Below are 23493 nucleotides of genomic sequence, written 5' to 3' on the forward strand. Positions count from 1 at the left end.
AGGGATGGAGAAAGTTCTTTCTTCACATGTAGGTGTGAAAATAAATGAATGGTATAAAATGATTCGGCAATTCAGTGTACCTGATGCAGAGATTTTGAAAGCTGAGGTAGAACAAGAAATTGAACGAATGGAAGAGGATCAAGATTTACTCATTTATTATCAATTGATGTGCTTTCGCCACCAGCTTATGCTTGATTATATTAAACCCTCAAAGCAGCGTTCTTTTTCGATAGCAGACTTAGTTGATAAAATTGAGAATTCTAATCATCAACTTTCCGGTATGTTGCAATATTACAATGCCTTTTTTAGAGGAATGCATGAATTTAGTAAGAAAGAATACATACAGGCTATCCAATATTATAAGATCGCTGAAAGGCAGCTTGCATTGGTTGTCGATAATATTGAGCAAGCAGAGTTTCATTTCAAGGTGGCTGAAGCCTACTATATTATGAAACAAACGCATGTTTCTATGCATCACATCATAAAGGCGCTAGATATTTATAAAGAACATGAGCAGTATAAAGTTCGCCAAATTCAAAGTCTAATTGTCATTGCAGGAAATTATGATGATTTCAAAAGATATGAAAAGTCGCTGCAACACTTAAAAACTGCTTATTCAATTGCTGTGGGCGCAAACGATCAACGTTTAGTAGCAAAAACATTATTAAATATTGGTAATACATATGATAGGCAATCAAAATATACAGAGGCAATAAAGCATTATAGAGAAGTGTTAGATTTAATATCCTCAGAAAAAAATGACATAAAGCCAATCACTCTATTTAGTTTGTGTTGGTCGCTGTACAAGTCTAATCAAACTGATGAAGCAGATCTGCTAGTTGAAGATGGTCTTATGTATTCCTTAAAGGTAAATGATTCGCTAAGTGTGTTGTTATTTAAAGCATTAAAAGCGATTTATATGGATACTGATGAACAAGCGTTTAAAGAAGTGTTGGATATTTTTGAAGAAAAGAAACTACATGTCTATGAGGAAGCATTTGCTCAAAGTATCGGGTTATTTTATGAAAAAAAAGGGGACTTTGAAAAAGCTGCCGAATATTACAGAAAGGCTCTTAAGGCTCAAAATGATATTCAAAAAGGAGAATGTCTATATGATTATTAAAAGGGTACTATTCATATTAAGCATTGTATTATTGAGTGTATCAGCTGTAGAAACTTTGAAGGTCATTGAAACAAAGTCCATTCGAAATACAACGATGGAAGAACAACAAAAAATCAATCAAAACACGACTGTGATCGACCGAAATGCAACATCTCAAAACGTATAGGTGAAATGAAAACAGACCTTAAGGGGGTCTGTTTTCTTTTTTGGAATGAATTCTTTCACGGATATCTTCTACCTAAATTAAACACGTGGATTTCCATTTGCTCTAAAGAAATAGTATGAACTGACCAATCTTCCTTTTGATTTAAGAGATGCTAAATAAGAGACCTTCCCAATCTGCATACTCGTGAAGCATAAGAAAAACGCCTTTTTCATCACTTGCAGCTCCTTCAATTCGTTTTAAAATCAATCGCATCAAATGAGCGAACGAATAGTTGGTCAATGTTATACTTAGATCAATAGATATGGGGAGGCATCCACTTTGAAATCATTCTGGGAGAAATAAGAAGAGAGTCCTTTTACGTTAGAAAAGATAGATGAGGAACAAATTCGTAAAGTAGAGGCAACACTTGGAGTCACTTTACCTGATACATATAAAAAGCTCATTTTAGAATGGAATGGTGGTTTTACATTTCGTAATGCTTTTCCAACCGAACGGCCAAATTCTTGGGCAGAGGATCATGTTCAATTTGACCATCTAAGAGGAATCGCCAAAGGTGATGGAATTATGAACAGTCCTCAGTTAAGTGATGAATTGGATCTGCCTGAGGGACTTATTTTCATCAGCGGGGAAGAAGATACATGGATCGCAATGGACTACCGAGAAACGAAGGAACGTCCTCCTATTCACTATTTTGATTTAGAGCTGGAAGTAGATTTTAAGCTGGCAGCTACTTTCGATGATTTTATTGAGAAGTTATATATAGCTGAAGATGCAATGGTCGAGGTAGTTGAGATTGAGGAGGAAGCTTCGGATTTGTATGTCAGTAAAGAAGAGCTTGATCTCATATTTGAGAGGCAAGACCTTTGTCAGCAGAATCTCTTCAAAATGGCACATTATCCGATGGAAGAAATGGAAGAGATCGAATGGTTTTTTGATCGTATGAAAAAATGCATTATACAGATAAAAGATCAAAATGTCTTGTATGAAGCAGCCACAACGATTCACTCCATCCTTTTGTTAAATCCAGATATGCCAAGGAATGACCGTATCAATCAAGAGCTGCAAGAAATTGCTGAGTTTCTAGAGAATAGTGGAGAGCCTCGTACCGTCTTTTTGGGAGAAGACATTCATCCAGTGAAAAAAAAGCCCTAAAAAGGGCTTTTTTTAAGTAGCTTGATCTAATTCTTGAAAAAACTGTTTGAGTTGATCAATGAAAACTTATTTGGATTTTCCTTTTTTATAAATGAACTCGATATTGATGTTGAAATTGATGGATGGATCTATCGAAATTTGTTTTAATGGTCCTTGCTCTAACTCATTTCTAACGCAATGATGAGGAAGAAACGATAGTCCCATTCCTTGATATTCAGGTGGGAGAGTAAATCCGATTTCAACGTTTCTAGGCTCACTGGCAAGTGTGTGAATGGCGCAATCTCCTAACAGCTGATTGGATTCAGATAAGGCAATGGCGTATTGAAACCATGTCCCCGGTTGATTAGGTTTTTGCGTCATTTGATGTTGAACAAATGATTCAGCTTCTTCGTACGTATAGTTTTCCCAAGATTGATATGTTGCAATAGAGGGATTTGCTCGGTACTGATAAAATGCTTCAATATCTTGCAGATCAAATTGACGAATAACTACCGGTTTGTCCTTGTGAATATGCTGTTTGCATTCTTCATGTTTTACCCTCATTTTTTAGTTTGTTTTTGATTTGAAAAAGTCTATCAGCCATTCAGATAGCTGCTGTTGTGCTTTACTGACAAATCGATCTGCATAATAAGTTAATTCCAAGTGACGAACAGGTGCCGGATCAGCAATAGGAATCGAAACAATATTGGGCCACGTCGAATGGTATTGCAGCAACCCTCGCGGCTGAATGGTTGCACCGATGCCGGCTTCAACCAGCTGCAATAATGAAGATGCGGACCCAACCTCCATGACAGTGTCTAGTTCAACACCCTGTTCTTTACATACGTCATCTACTAAATCCCTTCCTAGATATCCCTTCGGATACATGACCAAAGCATGCTGCATCAGCTCTTCCAATGTCACTTCACTCTTTTGGGCTAGATCACTTTCTGAATGAACAAATAATTCGTAGGGCTCACTTCCAAGTGGAATTTGAACGAGGCGCTTATCCGTAGGCCCTCGCAGCCCGATGCCGAGATCCACTTTATGTGAAAGGACTTCTTCACGCACGAAGATATTTGAATATGCTTTCAGATTGGTTTCGGGATAAAGTGTTTTAAATTCTACAAATAGCGGAACAAGCTGAAAGTCAAGATCGGAGGGGAGTACTGCAAGTCGTACGGTTCCTCGTTTTTCAGATAACAGTTCTTTCATCGCATTTTTCGCATCTCTTTCAGCTTGAAGCATTTTCATACCATATTGATAAAGCAGAGAACCAGCTTCGGTTGCAACGACTTTTTTACCGATTCGATCAAAGAGCGGCATCCCAACTTCAGCTTCAAGCAGACGGATCTGTTGGCTTAATGTAGGCTGTGATATCCCTAATTGCTCAGCAGCTTTTGTGAAATGTAAATGATCGAATACAGCCATGAAATATGTAATATGACGAGTATCCATTTGTCATCCTTTCATGAATAATAGTTTTTTACTATCATCATAATACGAATTATTGTATTGATCAATGATTGCGGCAGATTTATACTCAAAGTAACTTCAACAAGATGAGAGAGGAAGAAGAGCATTGATGAAAAAAATATTTTATTTAGCCGCTTTATTTTTAGCTGCACTAAACTTGCGCCCAATTATTACGTCCGTGGCTTCTATGATGAGCATGATCCAAACAGACCTTGGTGTCAGTGCACTGACAGCAAGTCTTCTAACTACTTTACCGGTCTTGTGCATGGGGGTCTTTGCACCTGTAGCAACTAAACTAAGCCGCCGTTTTGGTTTAGAGAGAACCCTCTTTTTCTCGATTCTTCTCATCACGATCGCTACTGGATTACGTGGGACGAGTCAAACGGTTGCCATCCTTCTCATCACTGCATTTGCAGGAGGAGTTGGAATTAGCTTTGCAGGACCTTTATTGTCTAGTTTTATCAAAAAGTATTTTCCGAAAAGCCCGGGGATTGTGAGTGTCTATTCTATTTCGATGACGATTGGGGCAGCACTTGCTTCCGGATTCACCATTCCGATTTATCTTCGCAGTGAGCATAACCTTCCGTTCGCCTTGTCTTGCTGGGCGGTTTTAGGGATGATCGCATTAATCTTATGGCTAGGGCTGGCTCGGAAAAAACAACAGGCTGATCATGCAGTTTTACCGCTAAGGCTACCGCTGCGAAACAAAAAAGCCATTCAATTCACCTTGTTTTTTGGCTTTATGTCCAGCATGTTCTATTCGTTAACAGCATGGATTTCACCCATCGCCCTTAGTTTTGGAAATAGTCCACAGTATGCCGCCATGCTGCTAACGATATTTACACTGATTCAGATTCCGGTGGCACTACTCGTTCCAGGAGTCGTCACTCGCTTAGGAAAACCGAAATTATTTCTGATCTTATGCAGCGTGTCAGAGCTGATCGGCCTTATTTTCCTTCTACTTCCAATGCCTATTTTGCCAGCCGTCATTTTTCTAGGGATTGGGGCAGGTGGATTATTTCCCTTAGCACTTATGCTGCCCATTATTGAGACGCGTACACCGGAGGAAGCTGGTACATGGTCCGCTATGTCGCAGATGGGCGGATACATCATGGGCGGGTTTGGTCCGTTTTTCATTGGCTTGGTTTTCGATCTAAGCGGACATTTTCAAGCTTCCATTGTCGCAATGCTCGTCATTGTCTCATTGATGATTGGCGTTCAGTTATCAATGAAATTAGGTAGAAAAGAGGAAGAAGTGTCGAGTTAAATCATGCTGCTTCACATTTCAATCAAAACGGGGAGGTTTTATTGCTTAAGAAGGGGAGCCTGGGGAGAGATACTGGGTGCTTGTTTATGATGGAACGTAAGGAATGTCTTCATTTTTCGCAGCCGCTTTTATAGCTTTTCTTTATTGAGTTTGCGCAATAATGGAATATTTCACAAAATAATAGAGTCACCTAAAGGAGACAAGTATTGTCTCTCTTTTGTTGTTTTAGGAGTAAACACGAGTGATACTTTCATTTAACCAGAAATGCTATTGCTTTTTTGCTCGATTAAGAGTTTGATTATATAGAGACTGTAAAACAGAAGTCGATAGAATAATTCAGTATCATGAGCTCAAGTTATTTTTTGTACTTTTGCAAGATATGTTCCGAGAAAAATTTGCACAAAAAGAACTAGAGGTGAATAATATGACAACCTATGAGTCGAAGGATATTTTAAAGCAAGCAATCATGAAGACGTACAATCAATACGATGAAGAATTCGATATGATTCCAGAAGAAATGAAAGATGATCGAATAGAGGATGTAAGCCGAACTCCTGCAGAAAATTTGGCCTATCAAGTTGGTTGGACAACCCTGCTGCTTCAATGGGAGCAAGACGAAACTGAAGGAAAGGTTGTCCATACGCCAGCAGAAGGTTATAAATGGAATCAGCTTGGCATATTATATTCTCTTTTTAATGAGAAGTATGCCTGCCAATCACTAGTCTCATTAAGAGCTCAGCTCAAACAGAATGTTTTAACTATTTGTGATATGTTGGATCGTATGAGTGAAGAGGAATTGTTTGAACCTCATCAACGAAAATGGGCGGATGACGCTACAGCAAAGGCTGTTTGGCCAGTTTATAAATTTATTCATGTGAATACCGTTGCCCCTTTTAAAAATTTCCGTACTCAAATTCGTAAATGGAAACGATTAAAACAAGTATGACGTGAAGGATATACTAGATGTACATATTTCGTTAGAACTAAACCTGATTGTATCATCTTATTTCAGAGAGAACAGGGGGGCGCTGATTCGAGCCCAGTTTTCCTCCTTATCAAAATTACGATCACTCACATGGCTTCTTTACAGGAGCTTTTTTTCTTATTTTTGCGGTTTCTTTTCGGTGTCGGACGATTCACAAAATGATAATATATGTCATTGTAGGGAAAATAGGGGAAGGGGTAAGGGCGGATGGAGAAAGTGCTTTCTTCTCACGTCGGCTTGAAAATCAATGAATGGTATTATCATATTCAAAGATTTAACGTACCGGACGCCGAGGCATATAAAGAAGAAATCAAATCAATGCTTGATCATATGGAAGAGAATCAGGATTTATTATTGTATTTCTCACTTATGGAGTTCAGACATAAATTAATGCTTGATTACTTGAATCCTTTAGAAAATGGGAAAGAGCGGGCGAACTTTAGGGAACTCGCAATGAAGATCAAAAGGGATCAAGAGAAATTAACAGGATTGCTCGAGTATTACTTCAATTTTTTCTACGGCATGTACGAATTTGAAAACTACGAATACCTCAATGCGATTACCTTCTATAAGCGGGCAGAAAAAAAGCTGTCTCTTGTCAGCGACGATATTGAACGTGCCGAGTTCAATTACAAGATGGCAGAAATCTATTACCACATGAAACAAACCCACATGTCGATGCACCATATCGCGCAGGCGATAGAATGTTACCGAGAAAAAGATACATACACAGTCAGAGAAATTCAATGTTCTTTTGTTATTGGATTAAACTATATAGATATGGGCTGCCCCGAAAAAGCGATACCCCATTTTCAACACGCACTAGAAAAAGCCGCCGACAACTCAACAAAACGATTAAAAGGATCAGCACTTTATAATTTAGGGTTGAGTTATTTTTATAACAATGATCTTTCAACTGCAATTAAATATTTTAATGAATCTATTCATTCGTTTAAAGAACAGGGATATGAGCATTTAAATAAAATTCTTGATCCGCTGGTCATGTTGACAAAATCATATTTTAAAAATGATCAGAGAGATTTAGGTTTATATGCATTAAACTATGGACTTGAATTAGCTGAAAAATTAAAGGATGATATTTTTATCAATATCAATACATTCGTTATGTTGAGATCACTTTATATTGATAACAATGAAAATCGTATAAAAGAGTCAATGGCTTATTTGGAATCAAAGTCTTTTTTTGCAAATCTTGAAGATTTAGCGAAAGATGCAGTGAAGCATTATAATAAAGCAGGAGATATAGAACGCTCAAACGAATTTTATGAGAAGATTCTATATTTCCAACACCAAATTAAAAGGGGAGACTGTCTTTATGAAATTTAAGTCAGTAGCAACCGTATTAATAATTGTCAGTGTGTTAGGTGCTTTTAGTTATGTTTCATCAAACGATATCCATAATGAAGCCCAAAGAGGACATACATCAAGTATCGGTTATTTTGCTTAAACTTAAAAAGCCTGTTCAATGGCTTTTTTTATTTAATTGTCGCTTTTCTCAATGTTAAGTCTTCAGAAAAAGCAACTAGGCGGACAATGTCCGTTCTTTTTTGTTTTAAAAGATTGAAATCTTGTTATGTTTTTCCATCATACATTCAATTATTTTTAATAACTTACTGCATTATATTTTAAAGGGTGTTACCGTTGGATGTAAGGAATGATTGGCCAATCTTCCAATAAGAGTTGGAGGGAAATCATGAATTGCAAAATTGAAATATTAAGCAATATGAAGATGGTGTATATGAGGAATATAGGACCGTATGGAAGCAAAATGAATATAGAAATGATGAAGCATTTTAAAAAATGGATCAATAAACATCAATTAAATGATGAATTAAAGAAACATGGCATATACGGGGTTCCTCAAGATGATCCTGCAAGGACTTTACCTGAAAAATGCAGATATGACCTCATGATCATGACAAATAGAGATTTCTCTAATGATCAAATGGTTCAGACTGGTTATTTTGAAGGCGGAAAGTATGCTGTTTTTACAGTGAGGCATACAACTGAAAAAGTGAATTTGTTTTGGAGTCAATTACCTGACTATATTCAGAACAATCAATTGAACATGCGTCAGGCACCTACTATAGAGCGATATAGAGAAGAGGAAGGCGAAGATAAGGTGTGTGAATTCTTACTGCCTATCTTTTAGACAATTTATCGAACGTCAATGAAAACAGACCTTTATGGTCTGTTTTTATGGTTAAATCATCTAGGACTCGTTGCTTCAAATGCTATACTAAGGCTAAACTATAAATGAAGGGTCATGATAGGAGGAGCATTGTGTGATATTCATCATAGGCATTGTCATTGCTTTTATGATTACTATTTTAGGTTTTACTGTTTTAGTAGATGTAGGGAATGGATTGGGGACGGCTCTCAGCATCATCGGAGGACTGGTCATTTTATTCATAGCCGGTAGATTACAAAGACGAAAAGAACAGAATGATCCCAACATATTATTAGATAAGATGATGATGCTTTTTCACGAAGATGGATTTCAGGCATCTACATATATCTTTTCAGAGCAAGTTGATAAGGGATTTGCGATTGATGATGAGTTAAAGAAAATGCGCTTTATTGAACATCAACCTGGCGGGTCAACTAGAAAAAATAGATTTGCAGTCACTGAGCTATCCTTGAAAGATTTGAAACAAGTTGAGATGTTAGAAGATGGTGTGCCAATTGAATATTCAGCTGAGAGTGATGATAAAGAAGAGGTCTCGACGCTTGAATTAAGATTAACTATGAATGACCAAGAATCATCCACGATTACAATCAACTTCTTGCAATTTGATGTGCCTGTTCGTAAGAGCAATGCTCAATACTTAACTGAACGGGAAAATTTGCAGGAGATTTATCATGATATTGATGCAATGATGAAATCTGCGGATGAAATTGAATATCATCGCTCATAGAGAAGAAATCACAGTTGATGTGGTTTCTTTTTTTATGTGTAACAAGACAAAGCAGGTCCAGTCATTGTAGTTGAATGTTTTTCTCAAAAATGAATAAAGATAGACTAGACGCGAAAGCGAACATGGAGATAGAAATAACTCTCATGTGATGAGGAGGAAAAATAAATGAAAAAGCTTTGTAGGGAAGTTTGGATTGAAGTCAACCTTGACGCGATTAAAAGAAATATCGGGGCCATTCAAGCGCATATTCCGAGGAAAAGTAAGATCATGGCTGTCGTGAAGGCGAATGCTTATGGACACGGTTCAGTGGAGGTAGCCCGGCAGGCACTAGAAAGCGGTGCGACGGAGCTCGCAGTTGCTAGCTTGGAAGAAGGCATTGTGCTGCGAAGAGCAAAAATTGAAGCACCGATTTTGGTTCTTGGATTTACCCCGCTCGACTGTGTGAAAAGGGCTGCGGCCTGGAGAATTGATCTATCGGGCCTTCGTGAAGACTGGATTGTTGAAGCAAATGAGATCTTAGCGGAAGAAGAAAGTCAGCGCCGGCTTGGTATTCATGTCAATGTCGACACAGGGATGGGGCGATTAGGTGTACGGACGAAGGAAGAGCTGTTAGGAGTGGTGGAAGCACTTGAAAAGAGTGAAAACCTTAGATGGGATGGGATTTTTACGCATTTTTCCACTGCAGATGAGCCTGACCCTGATTTTACGCAGCTGCAGCACAGCATTTTTATTGATTTTCTTCGTTTTTTGAAAAAACAAGGAATTAAGCTGCCGACCGTACATATGAACAATACAGCGGCTGCCATCGCGTTTCCTGAATTTAGCGCCGATATGATTCGACTAGGCATCGGGCTATATGGGCTGTATCCTTCGCAATACATTGAAAGCTTAGACGCTGTTCAGCTAGAGCCCGCTCTCAGTTTAAAAGCAAGGATTGCGTTCGTGAAGGAAATGGTGACAGAGCCAAGGACCGTCAGCTATGGTGCAACATATGTAGCAAAACCTAATGAAGTCATTGCCACCATACCGATCGGTTACGCAGATGGGTACTCACGTGCTTTATCAAATCGGGGATTTATGCTTTTCCGCGGAAAACGAATGCCGATTGCTGGCCGAGTCACAATGGATATGACGATGATCAGTTTAGGAGAAATGAAAGCAAAGCAAGGCGAGGAAGTCGTCATTTACGGCCGTCAAAAGGGCGGAGAAATTTCTGTCGATGAAATCGCTGAAATGCTCAATACAATCAACTACGAAGTCATCGCCACTCTAAGCCGCCGCGTCCCAAGATTTTATCGTCGAGGCGGGAAGATTATTAAAATATCGACGCCGGTGATGTATGTATGAGGGTAAATAGAAGGAAATGCTTATTATGATAAAAATTAAATTTTATTACAAATATGTCGATAAAAGGAGGGATATTTAAGATATGGAGGAAAAAAATGATGAAAAAAGGTTTATTTTTAGTGCTTTTGACCATTTTTATGATGGTCACAATTCATCCGTTAAAAGCTCATGCAGCAGAGACAAATGGCTGGACGAAGCGAGCAGACTTACCGGAAGAGCGAATCGGAGCAAGTGTAGGAGTAGTTGATGGGAAAATATATGTATTCGGTGGAGCAAGTCAACAGTCTAAATTCAACAATTCAACATATATGTATGATCCTAAAATTGATTTGTGGTCAGAAAAAACAAGTATGCCTAGATTAAGAACAGGAGCTACCTACGCAACAGTAGGTAAAAAAATCTATGTCATTGGCGGCCTTACTGATACAACTAAAACAGTTCACAAAACCATCGATGTTTATGATACAGAACTAGATCAATGGACAGAAGAACCAATTAAGATGCCTGAAAAATTTATATATACATCATATATAACTGGTTCCTTAAGAGCAGTTACAGTTGGAGAAAAAATTTATATAGTAGCATCTTTATCAAGCTCTCAAGTAAATTTTTATTCCTATGATACGATAAGTGGAGAGTGGGAAAGTTTAGATAATTCTCAATTAGCTTCTCGTCAGGGTAGAAGTATTTCGGAGATAAATGGAAAGTTATATATTGCTGGTGGTGAGGCTAACGTTAGCCGAGCGAATGATAAAGATATATTAGAATATGATATGACGCTAGGGAAGTGGCAACGGTTAAAGGATGTTCAGTTAAATTCTTTTGCATATGAAGCTGCTTATGCGACATACAATCATAAATTATTTATGATTGGCGGTCAGCAAATTGGAGATAGATCAAGTAAGTTATTAAAACAAGTTCAGATATTTGATCCACAAACTAGACAAGTCCAAGATTCTTTATATGAAATTCCTGAAGGCAGAGTTGGATCTGTAGCAGTTATTGCTGATGATCAATTATATGTCATTGGTGGAAGAGATTATGCTGAGTCAATTGGTAGTCATTCTGTCAAAAACACTTTTAAATCTGTTATCTCAATTCCATTAAAAGATCTGCAAAAAGTCACTAAGGATCAGGATGAAACAAAACCAGATGATGGTTCAGCAGAAGAACCAAAAGATCAGGATGGAACAAAGCCTGGTGATGGGTCAACAGAAGAACCGAAAGATCAGGATGGAACGAAGCCTGGTGATGGGTCAACGGAAGAACCAAAAGATCAGGATGGAACAAAACCTGGTGATGGGTCAACGGAAGAACCAAAAGATCAGGATGGAACAAAACCTGGTGAAGAAGCAACAAAAGGTATACTTTCAATTACCATGATAAACGGGCTGCAAAAGGATTATTTGCTTTCAATGAAAGAGATTAATGATTTTCTAAATTGGTACAAAGAAAGAAGCTTTGGAATTGGGATGAACTTCTATGAAATCAATGATGAACATAATAAAGGACCATTCACTAGTAAGAAAGATTACGTGGTGTACCAAAATATCTTAATGTTTGATATCAAGCAATACTGATATTTATAAAATGGTAAAGCTGCTGATGATAGATCAGCAGCTTTTGTCTTTATAAAATTGTTAAAATTAGGATCATCGTCATGATAAAAATGTGATATCTTTTAAAGAATCTGCTAAACATCCTATAACCACGACCGATAATAGAATTGTCAGGGTTGATAAGCCCTAGAATAAAGGACTTTTTTCAGACAAGGACGTCTGTCAGGTCCCGCATACATGGAGGTAATAGGAAATGAGAATTAACCACAATATCGCAGCACTTAACACATTGAACCGTTTGTCTGCAAACAACGGTGCGAGCCAAAAGAACATGGAGAAGCTTTCTTCTGGTCTTAAAATCAACCGTGCAGGAGATGACGCAGCAGGTCTTGCAATCTCTGAGAAAATGCGTGGACAAATCCGCGGATTAGAAATGGCTACTAAAAACGCACAAGACGGTATCTCACTTATCCAAACAGCTGAAGGTGCATTGACTGAAACTCACTCAATCCTTCAACGTGTACGTGAGCTTGTCGTTCAAGCTGGAAACACGGGTACACAAGATGAAACAGACCTTGGTGCTATCCAAGAAGAAATCGCTAACCTAGTTCAAGAAATTGGTGACGGTTCTGGCAAAAACGGTATCTCTGATCGTACAGAATTTAACGGAAAGAAATTACTTGACGGTTCTTTCAGCGCAGCTGGTGCTACACCAAAATCATTAACTTTCCAAATTGGTGCAAATAAAGCACAAAAATTAGATGTGAACATCGAAGCAATGTCTTCTACAGCACTTGGTGCAGTTGACCCCGCTACTGGTGCTCTTATTGCAGACCACGCAGTAGCTGACATCGATGTAACACAATTTGCTGATCCGACTGCTGCTGGTGCACTTTCTTTTGATGATCAATTAGATATCGTTGATGGAGCTATCAAACAAGTATCTGACCAACGTTCTAAACTCGGTGCAGTTCAAAACCGTCTAGAGCACACAATCAACAACCTTGGTGCTTCTGGTGAAAACTTAACAGCTGCTGAGTCTCGTATCCGTGACGTTGATATGGCTAAAGAAATGAGTGAGTTCACAAAGAACAACATTCTTTCTCAAGCTTCACAAGCAATGCTTGCACAAGCAAACCAACAACCACAAAACGTACTTCAATTACTACGTTAATGAAGAGCCCCTTTTATGGGGCTTTTTTTATGTCTACTGATGATTGAAAAAAGCAGATATTGATTATATCAATGTGAGACACACTTGGTGCGCACTTGTTTTTTAAATAAATAATATGATGAGAAGAACTAATATTTTAAAAGGAGCACACAATACGTCTTTTCCATAGAACTAAATCATGAATTAAGACTGATAATTTAATAAATAAATATTAAAAAGTGTTAAACTTCCTATAAAACAATCCGATAAAAGAATTGTCAGGGTTGTTAAGCCCTAGAATCAAGGACTTTTTTCAGACAAGGATGTCTGTCAGGTCCCGCATACATGGAGGTAATAGGAAATGAGAATTAATCACAATATCGCAGCACTTAACACATTGAATCGCTTATCTGCAAACAACGGTGCGAGCCAAAAGAACATGGAGAAGCTTTCTTCTGGTCTTAAAATCAACCGTGCAGGAGATGATGCAGCAGGTCTTGCAATCTCTGAGAAAATGCGTGGACAAATCCGCGGATTAGAAATGGCTTCTAAAAACGCACAGGACGGTATCTCTCTTATCCAAACAGCTGAGGGTGCATTGACTGAAACTCACTCAATCCTTCAACGTGTTCGTGAACTAGTGGTTCAAGCTGGAAACACGGGTACACAAGACGATACAGATCTTGGTGCGATTCAAGAGGAAATCAATAATCTAGTTCAAGAAATTGGTAACGGTACTGATAAAAATGGTATCTCTGATCGTACTGAATTCAACGGTAAAAAATTGTTAAATGGTGACTTTGAAACAGCTACATTAACTTTCCAAATTGGTGCAAACAAAGCACAGAAATTAGATGTAAATATCAAAGCAATGTCAGCTGATAAACTTGGAACAGATCCAACTGATGCAACTAAAACAGTTTCAGCTCTTAAAGTAACTGATTTTGCAACTATTGCTGCAGGTGCTGCAGGTGGTTTCAATGATCAATTAGATATCGTTGATAATGCAATCAAACAAGTTTCAGATCAACGTTCTAAACTAGGTGCGGTTCAAAACCGTCTAGAGCACACAATCAACAACCTTGGTGCTTCTGGTGAAAACTTAACAGCAGCTGAGTCTCGTATCCGTGACGTTGATATGGCTAAAGAAATGAGTGAGTTCACAAAGAACAACATTCTTTCTCAAGCTTCACAAGCAATGCTTGCACAAGCAAACCAACAACCACAAAACGTACTTCAATTACTACGTTAATGAAGAGCCCCTTTTATGGGGCTTTTTTTTATGCTGTTTTTTTCGCATTTTCTCCAGTCTTATGATTCTTAAATCCCTCTGACAAATCATGAAAAATGACCTTTAAATTTGGCATACTCTAGCGAAACGATCATAACCAATGAGACTTTTACCTTATTTATTCCTTTTTTGTTAAACAAATTCCATTCAAGTTCGATAAATGGATTGTAAGGCTTACAAAAAAATTCTAATTTAGAACTTTTGGACAAGGATGTTCAATTGGTTCAAACACATGGAGGTAATAGGAAATGAGAATTAACCACAATATCGCAGCACTTAACACACTGAACCGTTTGTCTGCAAACAATGGAGCAGGGCAAAAGAACATGGAGAAGCTGTCTTCTGGTCTTCGCATCAACCGTGCAGGAGATGACGCAGCAGGTCTAGCAATCTCTGAAAAAATGCGTGGACAAATCCGCGGATTAGAAATGGCATCTAAAAACGCACAAGATGGTATCTCTCTTATTCAAACAGCTGAAGGTGCATTAACTGAAACACATGCGATCCTTCAACGTATGCGTGAATTAACAGTTCAAGCGGGTAACGTTGGGACTCAACAAACAGAAGATTTAACAGCGATTCAAGAAGAGCTCACTGCTTTGGTAGATGAAATTGATGGGATTTCTCAGCGTACAGCATTCAACGGAAAGAATCTGTTGGATGGTAGCGTTGAAGATGGATTCCAATTTCAAATTGGCGCAAACATTGAGCAAAATATCAACGTACAGATCGGCAAAATGGACGCTGAAACCTTGACTGTCAAAGATATTAAAGTGAATGAAGATGGTTTTGACTTTGACGTCGAAGTAGCAAAAATTGATGAAGCAATCGGCGCAGTATCTAAACAACGTTCAGCACTTGGTGCTGTACAAAACCGTCTAGAGCATACAATCAACAACCTTGGTGCTTCTGCTGAAAACTTAACAGCTGCTGAGTCTCGTATTCGTGACGTTGACATGGCGAAAGAAATGAGTGAGTTCACAAAGAACAACATTCTTTCTCAAGCGTCTCAAGCGATGCTAGCTCAAGCAAACCAACAGCCGCAAAACGTTCTTCAATTATTACGTTAATGAAAAAGCCCCACTAAGGGGCTTTTTTTGTTTCAATCTAATGAAAGCAGGTGCTGCAAACGAAAGTCAGGAACCGCTTCATGGAAAAAGCTCGATTGCTTTCATCATCCTCTTTATCCCACTGACTCCACCATTCAGCAGTTTCTCCAGAAGTGTCGGCTTGAATCATGACATGCAGCTGTTCTAAGTTGATAACATTGATAAAACTTTTGCAGCGAGCATTCCCGTCATACCGCCGCCAATGACGATCGCCCGCTCATATGTCATAGGTTGTCTCACAACATGCGCCTCCAATGAATATGTAAAATGATTACATGACCATTTCATCATATGTTGATGCTTAAATTATAGCAAATTTGCGTTTTGTTGAATATAGAGAGGGAATCTCCTTCTTTTTACTCGTACATATGAGAAATAATTTTAATCATCATCATTATTTTTAAAAAATAACTATTATTTTAAGAAGGACGACCGATAAATAACATAAAGGGGTAGAGAAATTGGATATACTACAGAGTATTGTGACAGCAGCACCTTATATGATGCAGATTTTAAAAAATGAAGTGACGATGGGTATCATTGACCGAGAGAAATTTTTGCTGTATTTGCCATCGAAAGATGTTGATTTTCAAATTCGAGCTGGTGAACATATTAAACCAGATGATCTGAATATGAAAAAAGCGCTGAGAGGTGAGACATCAAGTATGTTTGTACCTGAATCAGTGTATGGAGTACCATTAAATGCAATGGGATTGCCAATTTTTGATGAAAATGGGCAAGTGATTGGTGCCCTCGCTTTAGGATTTCCGCTCAAAAATCAAATAGAGCTTGAAGCGTATATGGAATCATTAAATGACATTATTCAAAGTATTCAAGAAAAGGTGCACGTGGTGGCGGCACATTCAGAGGAGCTTTCTGCTACAAGTGAGGAGATGACCTTTCAAACGCAGCAAACACTTGAAAGCTCGAAACAAACAGCCGATATTACAAAAATGATTAAAGGCATCTCGAAACAAACGAGTTTGCTAGGATTGAATGCGTCAATTGAAGCGGCCAGGGCAGGAAAAGAGGGAGCTGGTTTTAGTGTTGTAGCAAGTGAGGTTCAAAAGCTTTCAAGTGAAACTTCACGTGCAACAGAAAACATCGAAAGCTCATTACAAGGAATTTCCTCCAATATACATACATTACTTGAAAGTATGGACCACATGAAAGGTTCTTCATCGGAACAGGCTTTACTTGTAACAGAGTTTAGCGGAATTGTGGAACGATTGACGATCGTAAGTAAAGAAATGAAAGAATTCATGCAGCATGTGATGTCAACGTAAAAAACGAATCCAAGAGGGATTCGTTTTTTTGATGCGCTATTTTCTCTTGTTCTGATCAAAGCGATAATCATACGTGTCGCCCTTCACCACATTTAAAAACTCATGTCCAATTTGAACAAGCTGTCCGTTTTTCCATTTGATGAGAGGGTCTTTGTCAGGGTATTTCCAGTAAATCGTCTTCTTACGGTGGGTCAGTTTGTTTTCAATTTCTGCTCTAACTGCGTTTTCCTTTAGCTTTCCTCCGCTATGCTGATAGGTGTTGATGATGTACATTCCGTCAGGTGATGAAATCGAGCGGATGAATGTTCCGTGAGACACGCCTTGAAGAGAGAAGCATTTCCAATAAATAATGCCAGCGAAGCTAAGGAGTAAGATGATAAGGATGAGGGTGGTTTTCTTTTTTAACATGAAAAATTCCTCCAGATGTAGATCACAATATTTCTAATTTATGAGAGAGAATACAAAAAGATTCATATAGTCCAAAAGTTCTATTCATTTCAATTATCGGTCATTTTTTCTCAAAATTCAACAGAAAGCCGTAAATGTAAGGAAAATTTAAGGAAGAATTCAAGTGGTGTATTTGATTCGAAACCTCTTTACAAAAGAATAAGGGATCAGTAGACTTATGCTCATATAGAGAAATGGGGCAGATGACATGAGACAAATCATCGATACGTATCAAAGTTATGAAGAGCTTTCCGCTCATGAAAGAATAGGAATTGATTATCGAATTCTTCACGAGCGGAAAGGTGACCAGCTTCTGGTTTTGTCGCCTCATGCCGGAGGAATTGAATCCGGCGTGAGTGAGCTCATTCATGAAATATCTAGTGATTATTCTATGTATTTATTTGAAGGCCTTAAAGTAAAAGGCAATCATGTTCTTCATATTACAAGTACACGTTTTGATGAGCCGGTTTGCCTTTCACAGGTGCATACCCATCATTATACGTTTGCACTCCATGGTTACGGAGAAACAGAGGTGCTTCAAACGTTAGTGGGAGGTACGGATAGAGAAAGAGCGGCAGAAACTGTGAAACGTTTAACGCTAAATGGCTTTCACGCATTGCTGCTATCTGAATCTGATCGTTTTTCTGGAACACATCCTGATAATATTAATAACCAATGTCTGACGGGAAAAAGTGTACAACTTGAAATTAGTCAGGCGCAAAGAAGAGCATTTTTTCAAGACTTTAGGCGTCGCTATCGGCGTGATACACAAACTGAACAATTTTACCGGTACACAAATGTACTCAAACAAGTATTAGCCCTTTATGAATAAACTTTTATCGTTTTATGTCCGAGTATTTACGTTTGATAAACGGCTTCTTTTTCTGCGACCCTTTCTGCTTTCATTAAATAAGACGTAAACTCCTGTTGAAAGCGAATGCCTGCTTTTCGCTGTTCGAATAAGGCAAGCCGCTTTTCAGCAAAAGCTCTGGTGACGTGAAACGTTTGAGCAATATGCAAAATGGCTTGCTGCCGAAGGGTTGGAAGCTTCATTTGCAGCAGCATAAAGGTTGGAACACAAAAGTGATACATGAATTGTTTTGCCTGAAACTCCTGCAGTTCTCGAAAAAGTTTGTTCATTTTGAAATGATTGCCTGTATGCTTTAGCACATGACAAAGCTCGTGGGCAAAATCCTGCCATTGTTCTTCAGGTGATAGGGATCTGTTTAATATAATACTGTAAAGACCTTGATGTTGGATCATCATGCTGCCACTCTCCTCGTAGTGGACCCATACATGAAATTCAGAAGCGATCCTTTGCATCTCTCTATAAGCAGGACCGCTTATTTGTAATTGAGCATATAACCGCTTAATATCTTCTTCTAAATGGGTTAAAAAACCAGTCATTTAAAAAACCTCCATACAAACGTATGTTCTATTTTTGGCGTAAAAGAAAAGTCCATATAGGACTAAATAGCTAATTGAGCTATTACTTACTTTTTATATCGGTTTATTTTTAACAATTTTAACATAAATTCAAGGAAAAATGGAAGTAATTCCTGTTTTTTTCTGTATTTTTGCACTTTCCACTACTAAAAAGAGTGATTGAATTCAAATTTTACCATAGTCTTCTCATGAAAACAAACAAGTATTGTCTTACGAACGCCACCGATTGATGAGAAAGATCAATTCAATCTAGCAAAAGGGAGTGCAGAACATGGTACAAATTTATCAAGATTTTATTCCAGTTGGAAACGGAAACCGCCCAGGATATGCGATGACACCGGAGTATGTGACGGTGCATAACACAGCAAACACGTCAAAGGGAGCGGATGCGAAAAGTCATGCGGCCTATGTAAAACGCCCAGCGACAGAGGTGAGCTGGCATTTTACAGTGGATGATCATGAAATCTTTCAGCATCTGCCGTTAAATGAAAATGGCTGGCATGCAGGGGATGGACATGGGAATGGTAACCGGAAGTCGATCGGAATTGAAATTTGTGAGAATGAAGATGGAAATTTTCAGCAAGCGGTCAAACATGCACAATGGCTTATTCAAAAGCTATTAAAAGAACATCACATGCCGCTAGCAAACGTGGTCACACATCAGTACTGGTCTGGAAAAGCATGTCCACGCCAGCTTCTTTCTACATGGGATGAATTTAAAAAAGGGATTGAAACGGCAGAAGATCCGGAGCCGGTCATCACGTATGTCGTTAAAAGCGGAGATACGTTAACGAGTATTGCGAAAGCTCATGGGGTCACAGTTCAAGATTTACAGAAGTGGAATGACATTAGTGATCCGAATAAGATTCAAATTGGACAGGTTCTCAAAATTTATCGTAACGATGCAAAGAGCATGTATGAGCTGCCAGATGGGGTTTTAAAGGTGACGTCTCCATTGACAAAGGGAGAGCACGTACGCCTCGTTCAACAAGCGCTTGCTGCTGTTTATTTTTATCCTGATAAAGCAGCTGCAAATAAAGGGATCGACGGAATTTACGGAGAAAAAACGGCGAACGCCGTAGCGCGTTTTCAGCTGATGAATGGTCTGACAAGTGATGGGGTATACGGCCCTAAAACGAAGGAGAAGCTTCTGGAGCTGTTAAATAAGTGAGTGTTTCTGTTTGTATGATTGGATGACTGTTTCACTTTGTTCATTTAATCGACGAATATAAGGCGACGACTTATATTCAGCAAACTGAACATATCTCAATTGTTTGATTTTCTTTTTCATTTATTGGCACCTCAATCGTTGCAGCGTATAGATTATTGTATGCAAATTTATGTAAAAATGGAAGCAGGACGCGGATTTTGTTCCGCGTCCTTTAGTGTAATCAAGCCCTTTTATTTTTATACTCATCCAAGAGCTGTTCATTCTTTTTGAAAATACGCTCTGTATGGGGGCTTACTTTGTAATCCGCCATACTGATATGGTGCTTTTTCTTTAAAATCTTAAAAGGGTTTTTCTTGCGATTGTTGTTATTCCCTTGAAGTGCGTGGTCCATCTTCATCACCTTCCTCTTCGTCAGGCAAGATTAGGTCATAAATTGTTGTAAGTGACGTCATTAATAAATAGTCGAACTCAGTGACAATCTCATCAGAGGTGAGCTTAATGACAAAGTGATCATCTGCTACAGAAAACGGGATGAGCACCAATTTGCCGAAATCATCGTAATAGACTTCCTGCCTGTCAAGCTTCGCCTGAATAAGAGCTCGCTGGTCAAGTGTCCGCAGCAGGTCATCTTTTTGTTCCTGCGTATCGTATGGACAAAGAACCGCTTGAATATTCATCTTGTCGGCAAAAGAATAAATGAGCCGTTCAATTCCCTCTATATATGCCTCTACACTTCCATAATATACATGGATCGGTTCGTTTTTCAATAGGTATTGGTACGTTTTTAGTTTATTGAGGTAAGAATGAAGTAGATCGTTATTTTGTTCTAGGAGTTGGTGGGTGTCGGTTTCCAGTTCGTGATTTCCGAGTTTTTTAATATAGGAGCTGAGAAAGATGAATGCATCGGTTAATGCAAAAAAAACAGCAATAATCAAGTAGTGCATCCAATCGGTGAAGATTGAAGAAGGGTCATTTGTCCAGTACACAACAGCACCAGCTACATAAATCCAATACCACGTTTTACGAATGGCAAACATCTTTTCTTTTACTTTTTGTTCAAAACGCCATACGGCAAATACATATACAGCAAGGGCACCTAGCAATAACCACACGGTCAATTGAAAAAATAATAGCATGTTCTTCTCTCCCATAGACAGATGGATACTTATTTATTTCTATGGATATGATTGGAAACCCTGCTTCATGAAAAAATGGCTTGTAGGAAAAAGGTGTTGAAGTGTGCGGGCAAATAAAAAAAGACCTGTCAGACAGGTCTTTGATATTAGATAATCGCATTTAACACAAAGTATATAAGAGCCCCTAGAGTTCCTGAAATCGGTAATGTGATCACCCAAGTGACAAGCATGCGTTTTGCCGTACCCCAGTTTACTCCTTTTACTCTGTGTGCAGAACCTACACCTAGAATAGAAGATGAGATCACGTGAGTGGTACTAACAGGTAAGTGAATAAATGTCGCACCGAAGATAATCGCTGCACCCGTTAAATCGGCAGATACTCCGTTTACTGGACGAATTTTCATAATTTTACCGCCGACTGTTTTAATAATCTTCCAGCCGCCAATAGAAGTACCTAGTCCCATTGCAAGCGCACAAGAGAATTGTACCCAGAATGGAATGTCGTCTGTTGTATGCAAATTACCTGCAATTAAAGCCATCGTAATAATTCCCATCGCTTTTTGCGCATCGTTTGTTCCGTGGGTATACGATTGCAGTGCAGCAGTTAAAATTTGAACACGTCGGAATTGTTTATTTGTTTTTGCGAGATTGTTGTTTCTGAATACAAATTTGATAATGGTATACACGATATATCCCAATACGAAAGCTAGGATAGGTGAAAGCAATAGTGCTTGAATGATTTTAATGAATCCCGAATAGTTTAAAGCGCCAAAACCAGCAGAGGCAATAACAGCTCCTGCAATTGATCCAATCAGTGCATGTGAAGAACTACTCGGAATCCCGTAATACCAAGTAAGCAAGTTCCAAGTAATGGCCGCAATTAAAGCAGCCAAAATGACAACAGAACCGTTTTGAAGTGTAAAAGGATCTGCGATGTCTTTTGTGATGGACTTTGCCACACCTGTAAATGTCATTGCTCCTAAGAAGTTCATGAACGCTGCCATAATAATAGCATGTCTAGGCTTTAACGCCTTTGTTGAAACCGAAGTGGCAATGGCATTTGCTGTATCGTGAAATCCGTTGATGAAATCAAAAGCAAGTGCACAAATGACAATAAATATGGTAAGGATGAGTAATGTGTCCATGTTTAACTAACCCCGTTACGCATTCTTCATAATGATTGTTTCTAGATTGTTGGCAACACTTTGACAGGAATCAGCGATTTCTTCAAGTGTTTCGTAAATTTCTTTGTATTGAATGACCTTGATTGGATCAGTTTCTTTTCCAAACAAGTTCTTTAGTGATTTACGATAAAGATTGTCACAATTATGCTCGATCTCTTTGATTTTGATTGCGTGTGGTTGAATATCTTTTAAGCGATTTTCAGCCAGTAAATCAATTGTAATTAAAATTTCCTTTGCACATTCTCTGATGTAGTGGCTGAATTTGTCGATATGTTCGTCAGAGCTTGTCATTGAATAAATTTCCATTGTCGCTGAAAAATGCTCAATTCCATCTAAAACATCGTCGAGGCTATTCGTCAATTGAAGAATGTCTTCACGTTCAATCGGTGTAATAAAGGCTTTGTTCAGCTCTTTAATCATAGTATGAACATGATTATCACCTTTTGTCTCATATTCCTTCAATGTGTCAGAAAATTCTTTCAGAGTGGTTTGATTTGTTACTTTATAGCTAACAAAATACTCAGCAGTTTCATCTAAATTTTTAGCAATTTCCGTTAACAAGACGGAAAACTTGTCTTTTTTCCTTTTTAACATGTAAAAACCCTCCATTGTATAAATGAGACAATGCACACATCAAATAATTATATATTCTTTTGTCGAAAAAAAACAGGTGTAGTCGAAAATTTCTTCACTTTTTCTATTTGATCTTATTCTGACCTAAAGATGTGTTCTCAACACACCTTTTTCAGAAAGGAGAAAAGAAATGAAAAAAGCGGTCCATTTTTGGCGCCGCTTAAAGCTTAAGAAGCTGAATAAATAAGTTTAAATCGCTCGCAAACAAGGAGCATGTCTTCTTTGAATTCTAATCCGTACGGTTTGAGTGCTTCTGTAAAAAATTCTTGATGGGCCCTGTACCAATAGTTATATGAAAGATCGCCTTCACCTTCTGCTTGTGCAAATGATTTTGGAACCTCATTCATTGGCATGACATCTACATGCGTGATCTCTATGATGGCTTTTGGTTCGTCATGGCTGTCCAAAATGACCGCATATTGTCCTGCCTTTGGAAGCGGCTCCTGTTCCTTTTCGTAAAAAAGGTGTCCAGAACAAGTCGCTGTTTTTTTCCCTTGCAGAACAAGGTCAAGCAAATGATCTGGGTCTGCTCCAAATGCCCAAGCGGAAACAGACGCGTCAATTGGTGCACTTTCTGATTTTTCTTCCCAATATGTTTCCCAAAATAAGGTGCTTTTCTGATTCATCATTCTTCCCCCTTTGTG

The 23493-nt window shown here is 38.4% G+C and carries 26 protein-coding genes; 17 read left to right on the top strand and 9 right to left on the bottom strand.

Annotated elements, in window-relative coordinates; genetic code table 11:
* Positions 1-4 precede the first annotated feature (4 nt).
* The 3 genes from MHH26_RS03770 to MHH26_RS03780 all read left to right on the top strand — a co-directional run bounded on the left by MHH26_RS03770 (position 5) and on the right by MHH26_RS03780 (position 2441).
* The gene (locus tag MHH26_RS03770; protein ID WP_340972402.1) at positions 5-1123 is read left to right on the top strand and encodes a response regulator aspartate phosphatase; all 1119 of its coding nucleotides are present in this window, start codon (positions 5-7) and stop codon (positions 1121-1123) included.
* Positions 1113-1289 (top strand): RapH phosphatase inhibitor, encoded by a 177-nt coding sequence (locus MHH26_RS03775; RefSeq protein ID WP_307499474.1) that lies wholly within the window; start codon positions 1113-1115, stop codon positions 1287-1289. The genes MHH26_RS03770 and MHH26_RS03775 overlap by 11 nt, the downstream gene beginning before the upstream one ends.
* Before the next feature lie 369 nt (positions 1290-1658).
* The gene (locus tag MHH26_RS03780) at positions 1659-2441 is read left to right on the top strand and encodes an SMI1/KNR4 family protein (RefSeq protein ID WP_340973786.1); all 783 of its coding nucleotides are present in this window, start codon (positions 1659-1661) and stop codon (positions 2439-2441) included.
* A 66-nt stretch (positions 2442-2507) separates the two neighbouring features.
* Here the strand turns inward: MHH26_RS03780 and MHH26_RS03785 are convergent, their stop codons facing one another.
* Complete coding sequence (locus tag MHH26_RS03785; protein WP_340972406.1) at positions 2508-2984, bottom strand: GNAT family N-acetyltransferase; 477 nt, start codon at positions 2982-2984, stop codon at positions 2508-2510.
* A gap of 3 nt (positions 2985-2987) precedes the next feature.
* Positions 2988-3878, bottom strand: coding sequence for a LysR family transcriptional regulator (locus MHH26_RS03790; RefSeq protein ID WP_034663138.1), 891 nt, complete (start codon positions 3876-3878; stop codon positions 2988-2990).
* 127 nt (positions 3879-4005) lie between these two features.
* On the opposite strand from MHH26_RS03790, the gene MHH26_RS03795 reads away from it, so the two are divergent.
* From MHH26_RS03795 to MHH26_RS03850, 12 genes are all read left to right on the top strand, one after another.
* Positions 4006-5163: an MFS transporter gene (locus MHH26_RS03795; RefSeq protein ID WP_034663135.1), complete on the top strand. Its 1158-nt coding sequence runs from the start codon at positions 4006-4008 to the stop codon at positions 5161-5163.
* 424 nt (positions 5164-5587) lie between these two features.
* The gene (locus tag MHH26_RS03800; RefSeq protein ID WP_034663133.1) at positions 5588-6109 is read left to right on the top strand and encodes a ClbS/DfsB family four-helix bundle protein; all 522 of its coding nucleotides are present in this window, start codon (positions 5588-5590) and stop codon (positions 6107-6109) included.
* A 246-nt stretch (positions 6110-6355) separates the two neighbouring features.
* A complete protein-coding gene (locus MHH26_RS03805; RefSeq protein WP_340972411.1) occupies positions 6356-7495 on the top strand; it encodes a Rap family tetratricopeptide repeat protein in 1140 nt (379 codons plus the stop codon).
* Positions 7485-7616 carry a hypothetical protein gene (locus MHH26_RS03810; protein ID WP_262417147.1) on the top strand — a complete coding sequence of 44 codons (132 nt, stop codon included), beginning with the start codon at positions 7485-7487 and terminating at the stop codon, positions 7614-7616. Before MHH26_RS03805 ends, MHH26_RS03810 begins: the two co-directional genes overlap by 11 nt.
* 246 nt (positions 7617-7862) lie before the next feature.
* Positions 7863-8321 (top strand): AraC family transcriptional regulator, encoded by a 459-nt coding sequence (locus MHH26_RS03815; RefSeq protein ID WP_034663126.1) that lies wholly within the window; start codon positions 7863-7865, stop codon positions 8319-8321.
* A 133-nt stretch (positions 8322-8454) separates the two neighbouring features.
* Positions 8455-9087 carry a hypothetical protein gene (locus tag MHH26_RS03820; RefSeq protein WP_307499477.1) on the top strand — a complete coding sequence of 211 codons (633 nt, stop codon included), beginning with the start codon at positions 8455-8457 and terminating at the stop codon, positions 9085-9087.
* A 165-nt stretch (positions 9088-9252) separates the two neighbouring features.
* The gene (gene alr, locus MHH26_RS03825) at positions 9253-10434 is read left to right on the top strand and encodes an alanine racemase (protein WP_307499478.1); all 1182 of its coding nucleotides are present in this window, start codon (positions 9253-9255) and stop codon (positions 10432-10434) included.
* Between the two features lie 98 nt (positions 10435-10532).
* Positions 10533-12014 carry a Kelch repeat-containing protein gene (locus tag MHH26_RS03830; RefSeq protein WP_340972417.1) on the top strand — a complete coding sequence of 494 codons (1482 nt, stop codon included), beginning with the start codon at positions 10533-10535 and terminating at the stop codon, positions 12012-12014.
* A gap of 232 nt (positions 12015-12246) precedes the next feature.
* On the top strand, positions 12247-13167 hold the full coding sequence (gene hag, locus MHH26_RS03835) for a flagellin Hag (RefSeq protein WP_106038830.1): 921 nt from the start codon (positions 12247-12249) through the stop codon (positions 13165-13167).
* Positions 13168-13507: 340 nt separating this feature from the next.
* The gene (hag, locus tag MHH26_RS03840; protein WP_106038829.1) at positions 13508-14398 is read left to right on the top strand and encodes a flagellin Hag; all 891 of its coding nucleotides are present in this window, start codon (positions 13508-13510) and stop codon (positions 14396-14398) included.
* Positions 14399-14685: 287 nt separating this feature from the next.
* Positions 14686-15507 (top strand): flagellin Hag, encoded by an 822-nt coding sequence (hag, locus tag MHH26_RS03845; protein ID WP_044141245.1) that lies wholly within the window; start codon positions 14686-14688, stop codon positions 15505-15507.
* 500 nt (positions 15508-16007) lie between these two features.
* Positions 16008-16832 carry a methyl-accepting chemotaxis protein gene (locus MHH26_RS03850; RefSeq protein ID WP_106038827.1) on the top strand — a complete coding sequence of 275 codons (825 nt, stop codon included), beginning with the start codon at positions 16008-16010 and terminating at the stop codon, positions 16830-16832.
* Positions 16833-16868: 36 nt separating this feature from the next.
* On the opposite strand, the gene MHH26_RS03855 is transcribed toward MHH26_RS03850, so the two are convergent.
* A complete protein-coding gene (locus MHH26_RS03855) occupies positions 16869-17240 on the bottom strand; it encodes a DUF5412 domain-containing protein (protein WP_106038826.1) in 372 nt (123 codons plus the stop codon).
* A 247-nt stretch (positions 17241-17487) separates the two neighbouring features.
* On the opposite strand from MHH26_RS03855, the gene MHH26_RS03860 reads away from it, so the two are divergent.
* Positions 17488-18111, top strand: a complete 624-nt coding sequence (locus MHH26_RS03860; RefSeq protein ID WP_034663100.1) for a poly-gamma-glutamate hydrolase family protein — start codon at positions 17488-17490, stop codon at positions 18109-18111.
* 26 nt (positions 18112-18137) lie between these two features.
* On the opposite strand, the gene MHH26_RS03865 is transcribed toward MHH26_RS03860, so the two are convergent.
* Positions 18138-18686 (bottom strand): ImmA/IrrE family metallo-endopeptidase, encoded by a 549-nt coding sequence (locus tag MHH26_RS03865; protein WP_340972422.1) that lies wholly within the window; start codon positions 18684-18686, stop codon positions 18138-18140.
* 310 nt (positions 18687-18996) lie between these two features.
* Here MHH26_RS03865 and MHH26_RS03870 point away from each other — a divergent pair, with 310 nt between their 5' ends.
* On the top strand, positions 18997-19896 hold the full coding sequence (locus MHH26_RS03870) for an N-acetylmuramoyl-L-alanine amidase (RefSeq protein WP_034663095.1): 900 nt from the start codon (positions 18997-18999) through the stop codon (positions 19894-19896).
* Between the two features lie 220 nt (positions 19897-20116).
* Here the strand turns inward: MHH26_RS03870 and MHH26_RS03875 are convergent, their stop codons facing one another.
* From MHH26_RS03875 to MHH26_RS03895, 5 genes are all read right to left on the bottom strand, one after another.
* On the bottom strand, positions 20117-20293 hold the full coding sequence (locus MHH26_RS03875; RefSeq protein WP_080869520.1) for a type II toxin-antitoxin system SpoIISB family antitoxin: 177 nt from the start codon (positions 20291-20293) through the stop codon (positions 20117-20119).
* A complete protein-coding gene (locus tag MHH26_RS03880) occupies positions 20262-21032 on the bottom strand; it encodes a type II toxin-antitoxin system SpoIISA family toxin (RefSeq protein ID WP_034663092.1) in 771 nt (256 codons plus the stop codon). The genes MHH26_RS03875 and MHH26_RS03880 overlap by 32 nt, the downstream gene beginning before the upstream one ends.
* 146 nt (positions 21033-21178) lie before the next feature.
* Positions 21179-22177, bottom strand: coding sequence for an inorganic phosphate transporter (locus MHH26_RS03885; RefSeq protein ID WP_034663089.1), 999 nt, complete (start codon positions 22175-22177; stop codon positions 21179-21181).
* 15 nt (positions 22178-22192) lie between these two features.
* Positions 22193-22810 (bottom strand): DUF47 domain-containing protein, encoded by a 618-nt coding sequence (locus tag MHH26_RS03890; RefSeq protein WP_003212390.1) that lies wholly within the window; start codon positions 22808-22810, stop codon positions 22193-22195.
* A 206-nt stretch (positions 22811-23016) separates the two neighbouring features.
* Positions 23017-23475, bottom strand: coding sequence for an ASCH domain-containing protein (locus MHH26_RS03895; protein ID WP_307499483.1), 459 nt, complete (start codon positions 23473-23475; stop codon positions 23017-23019).
* Between the last annotated feature and the right edge of the window lie 18 nt (positions 23476-23493).

It is taken from the genome of Bacillus sp. FSL K6-2839 (genome assembly GCF_038003365.1).
Taxonomy (GTDB): Bacteria; Bacillota; Bacilli; order Bacillales; family Bacillaceae; genus Bacillus.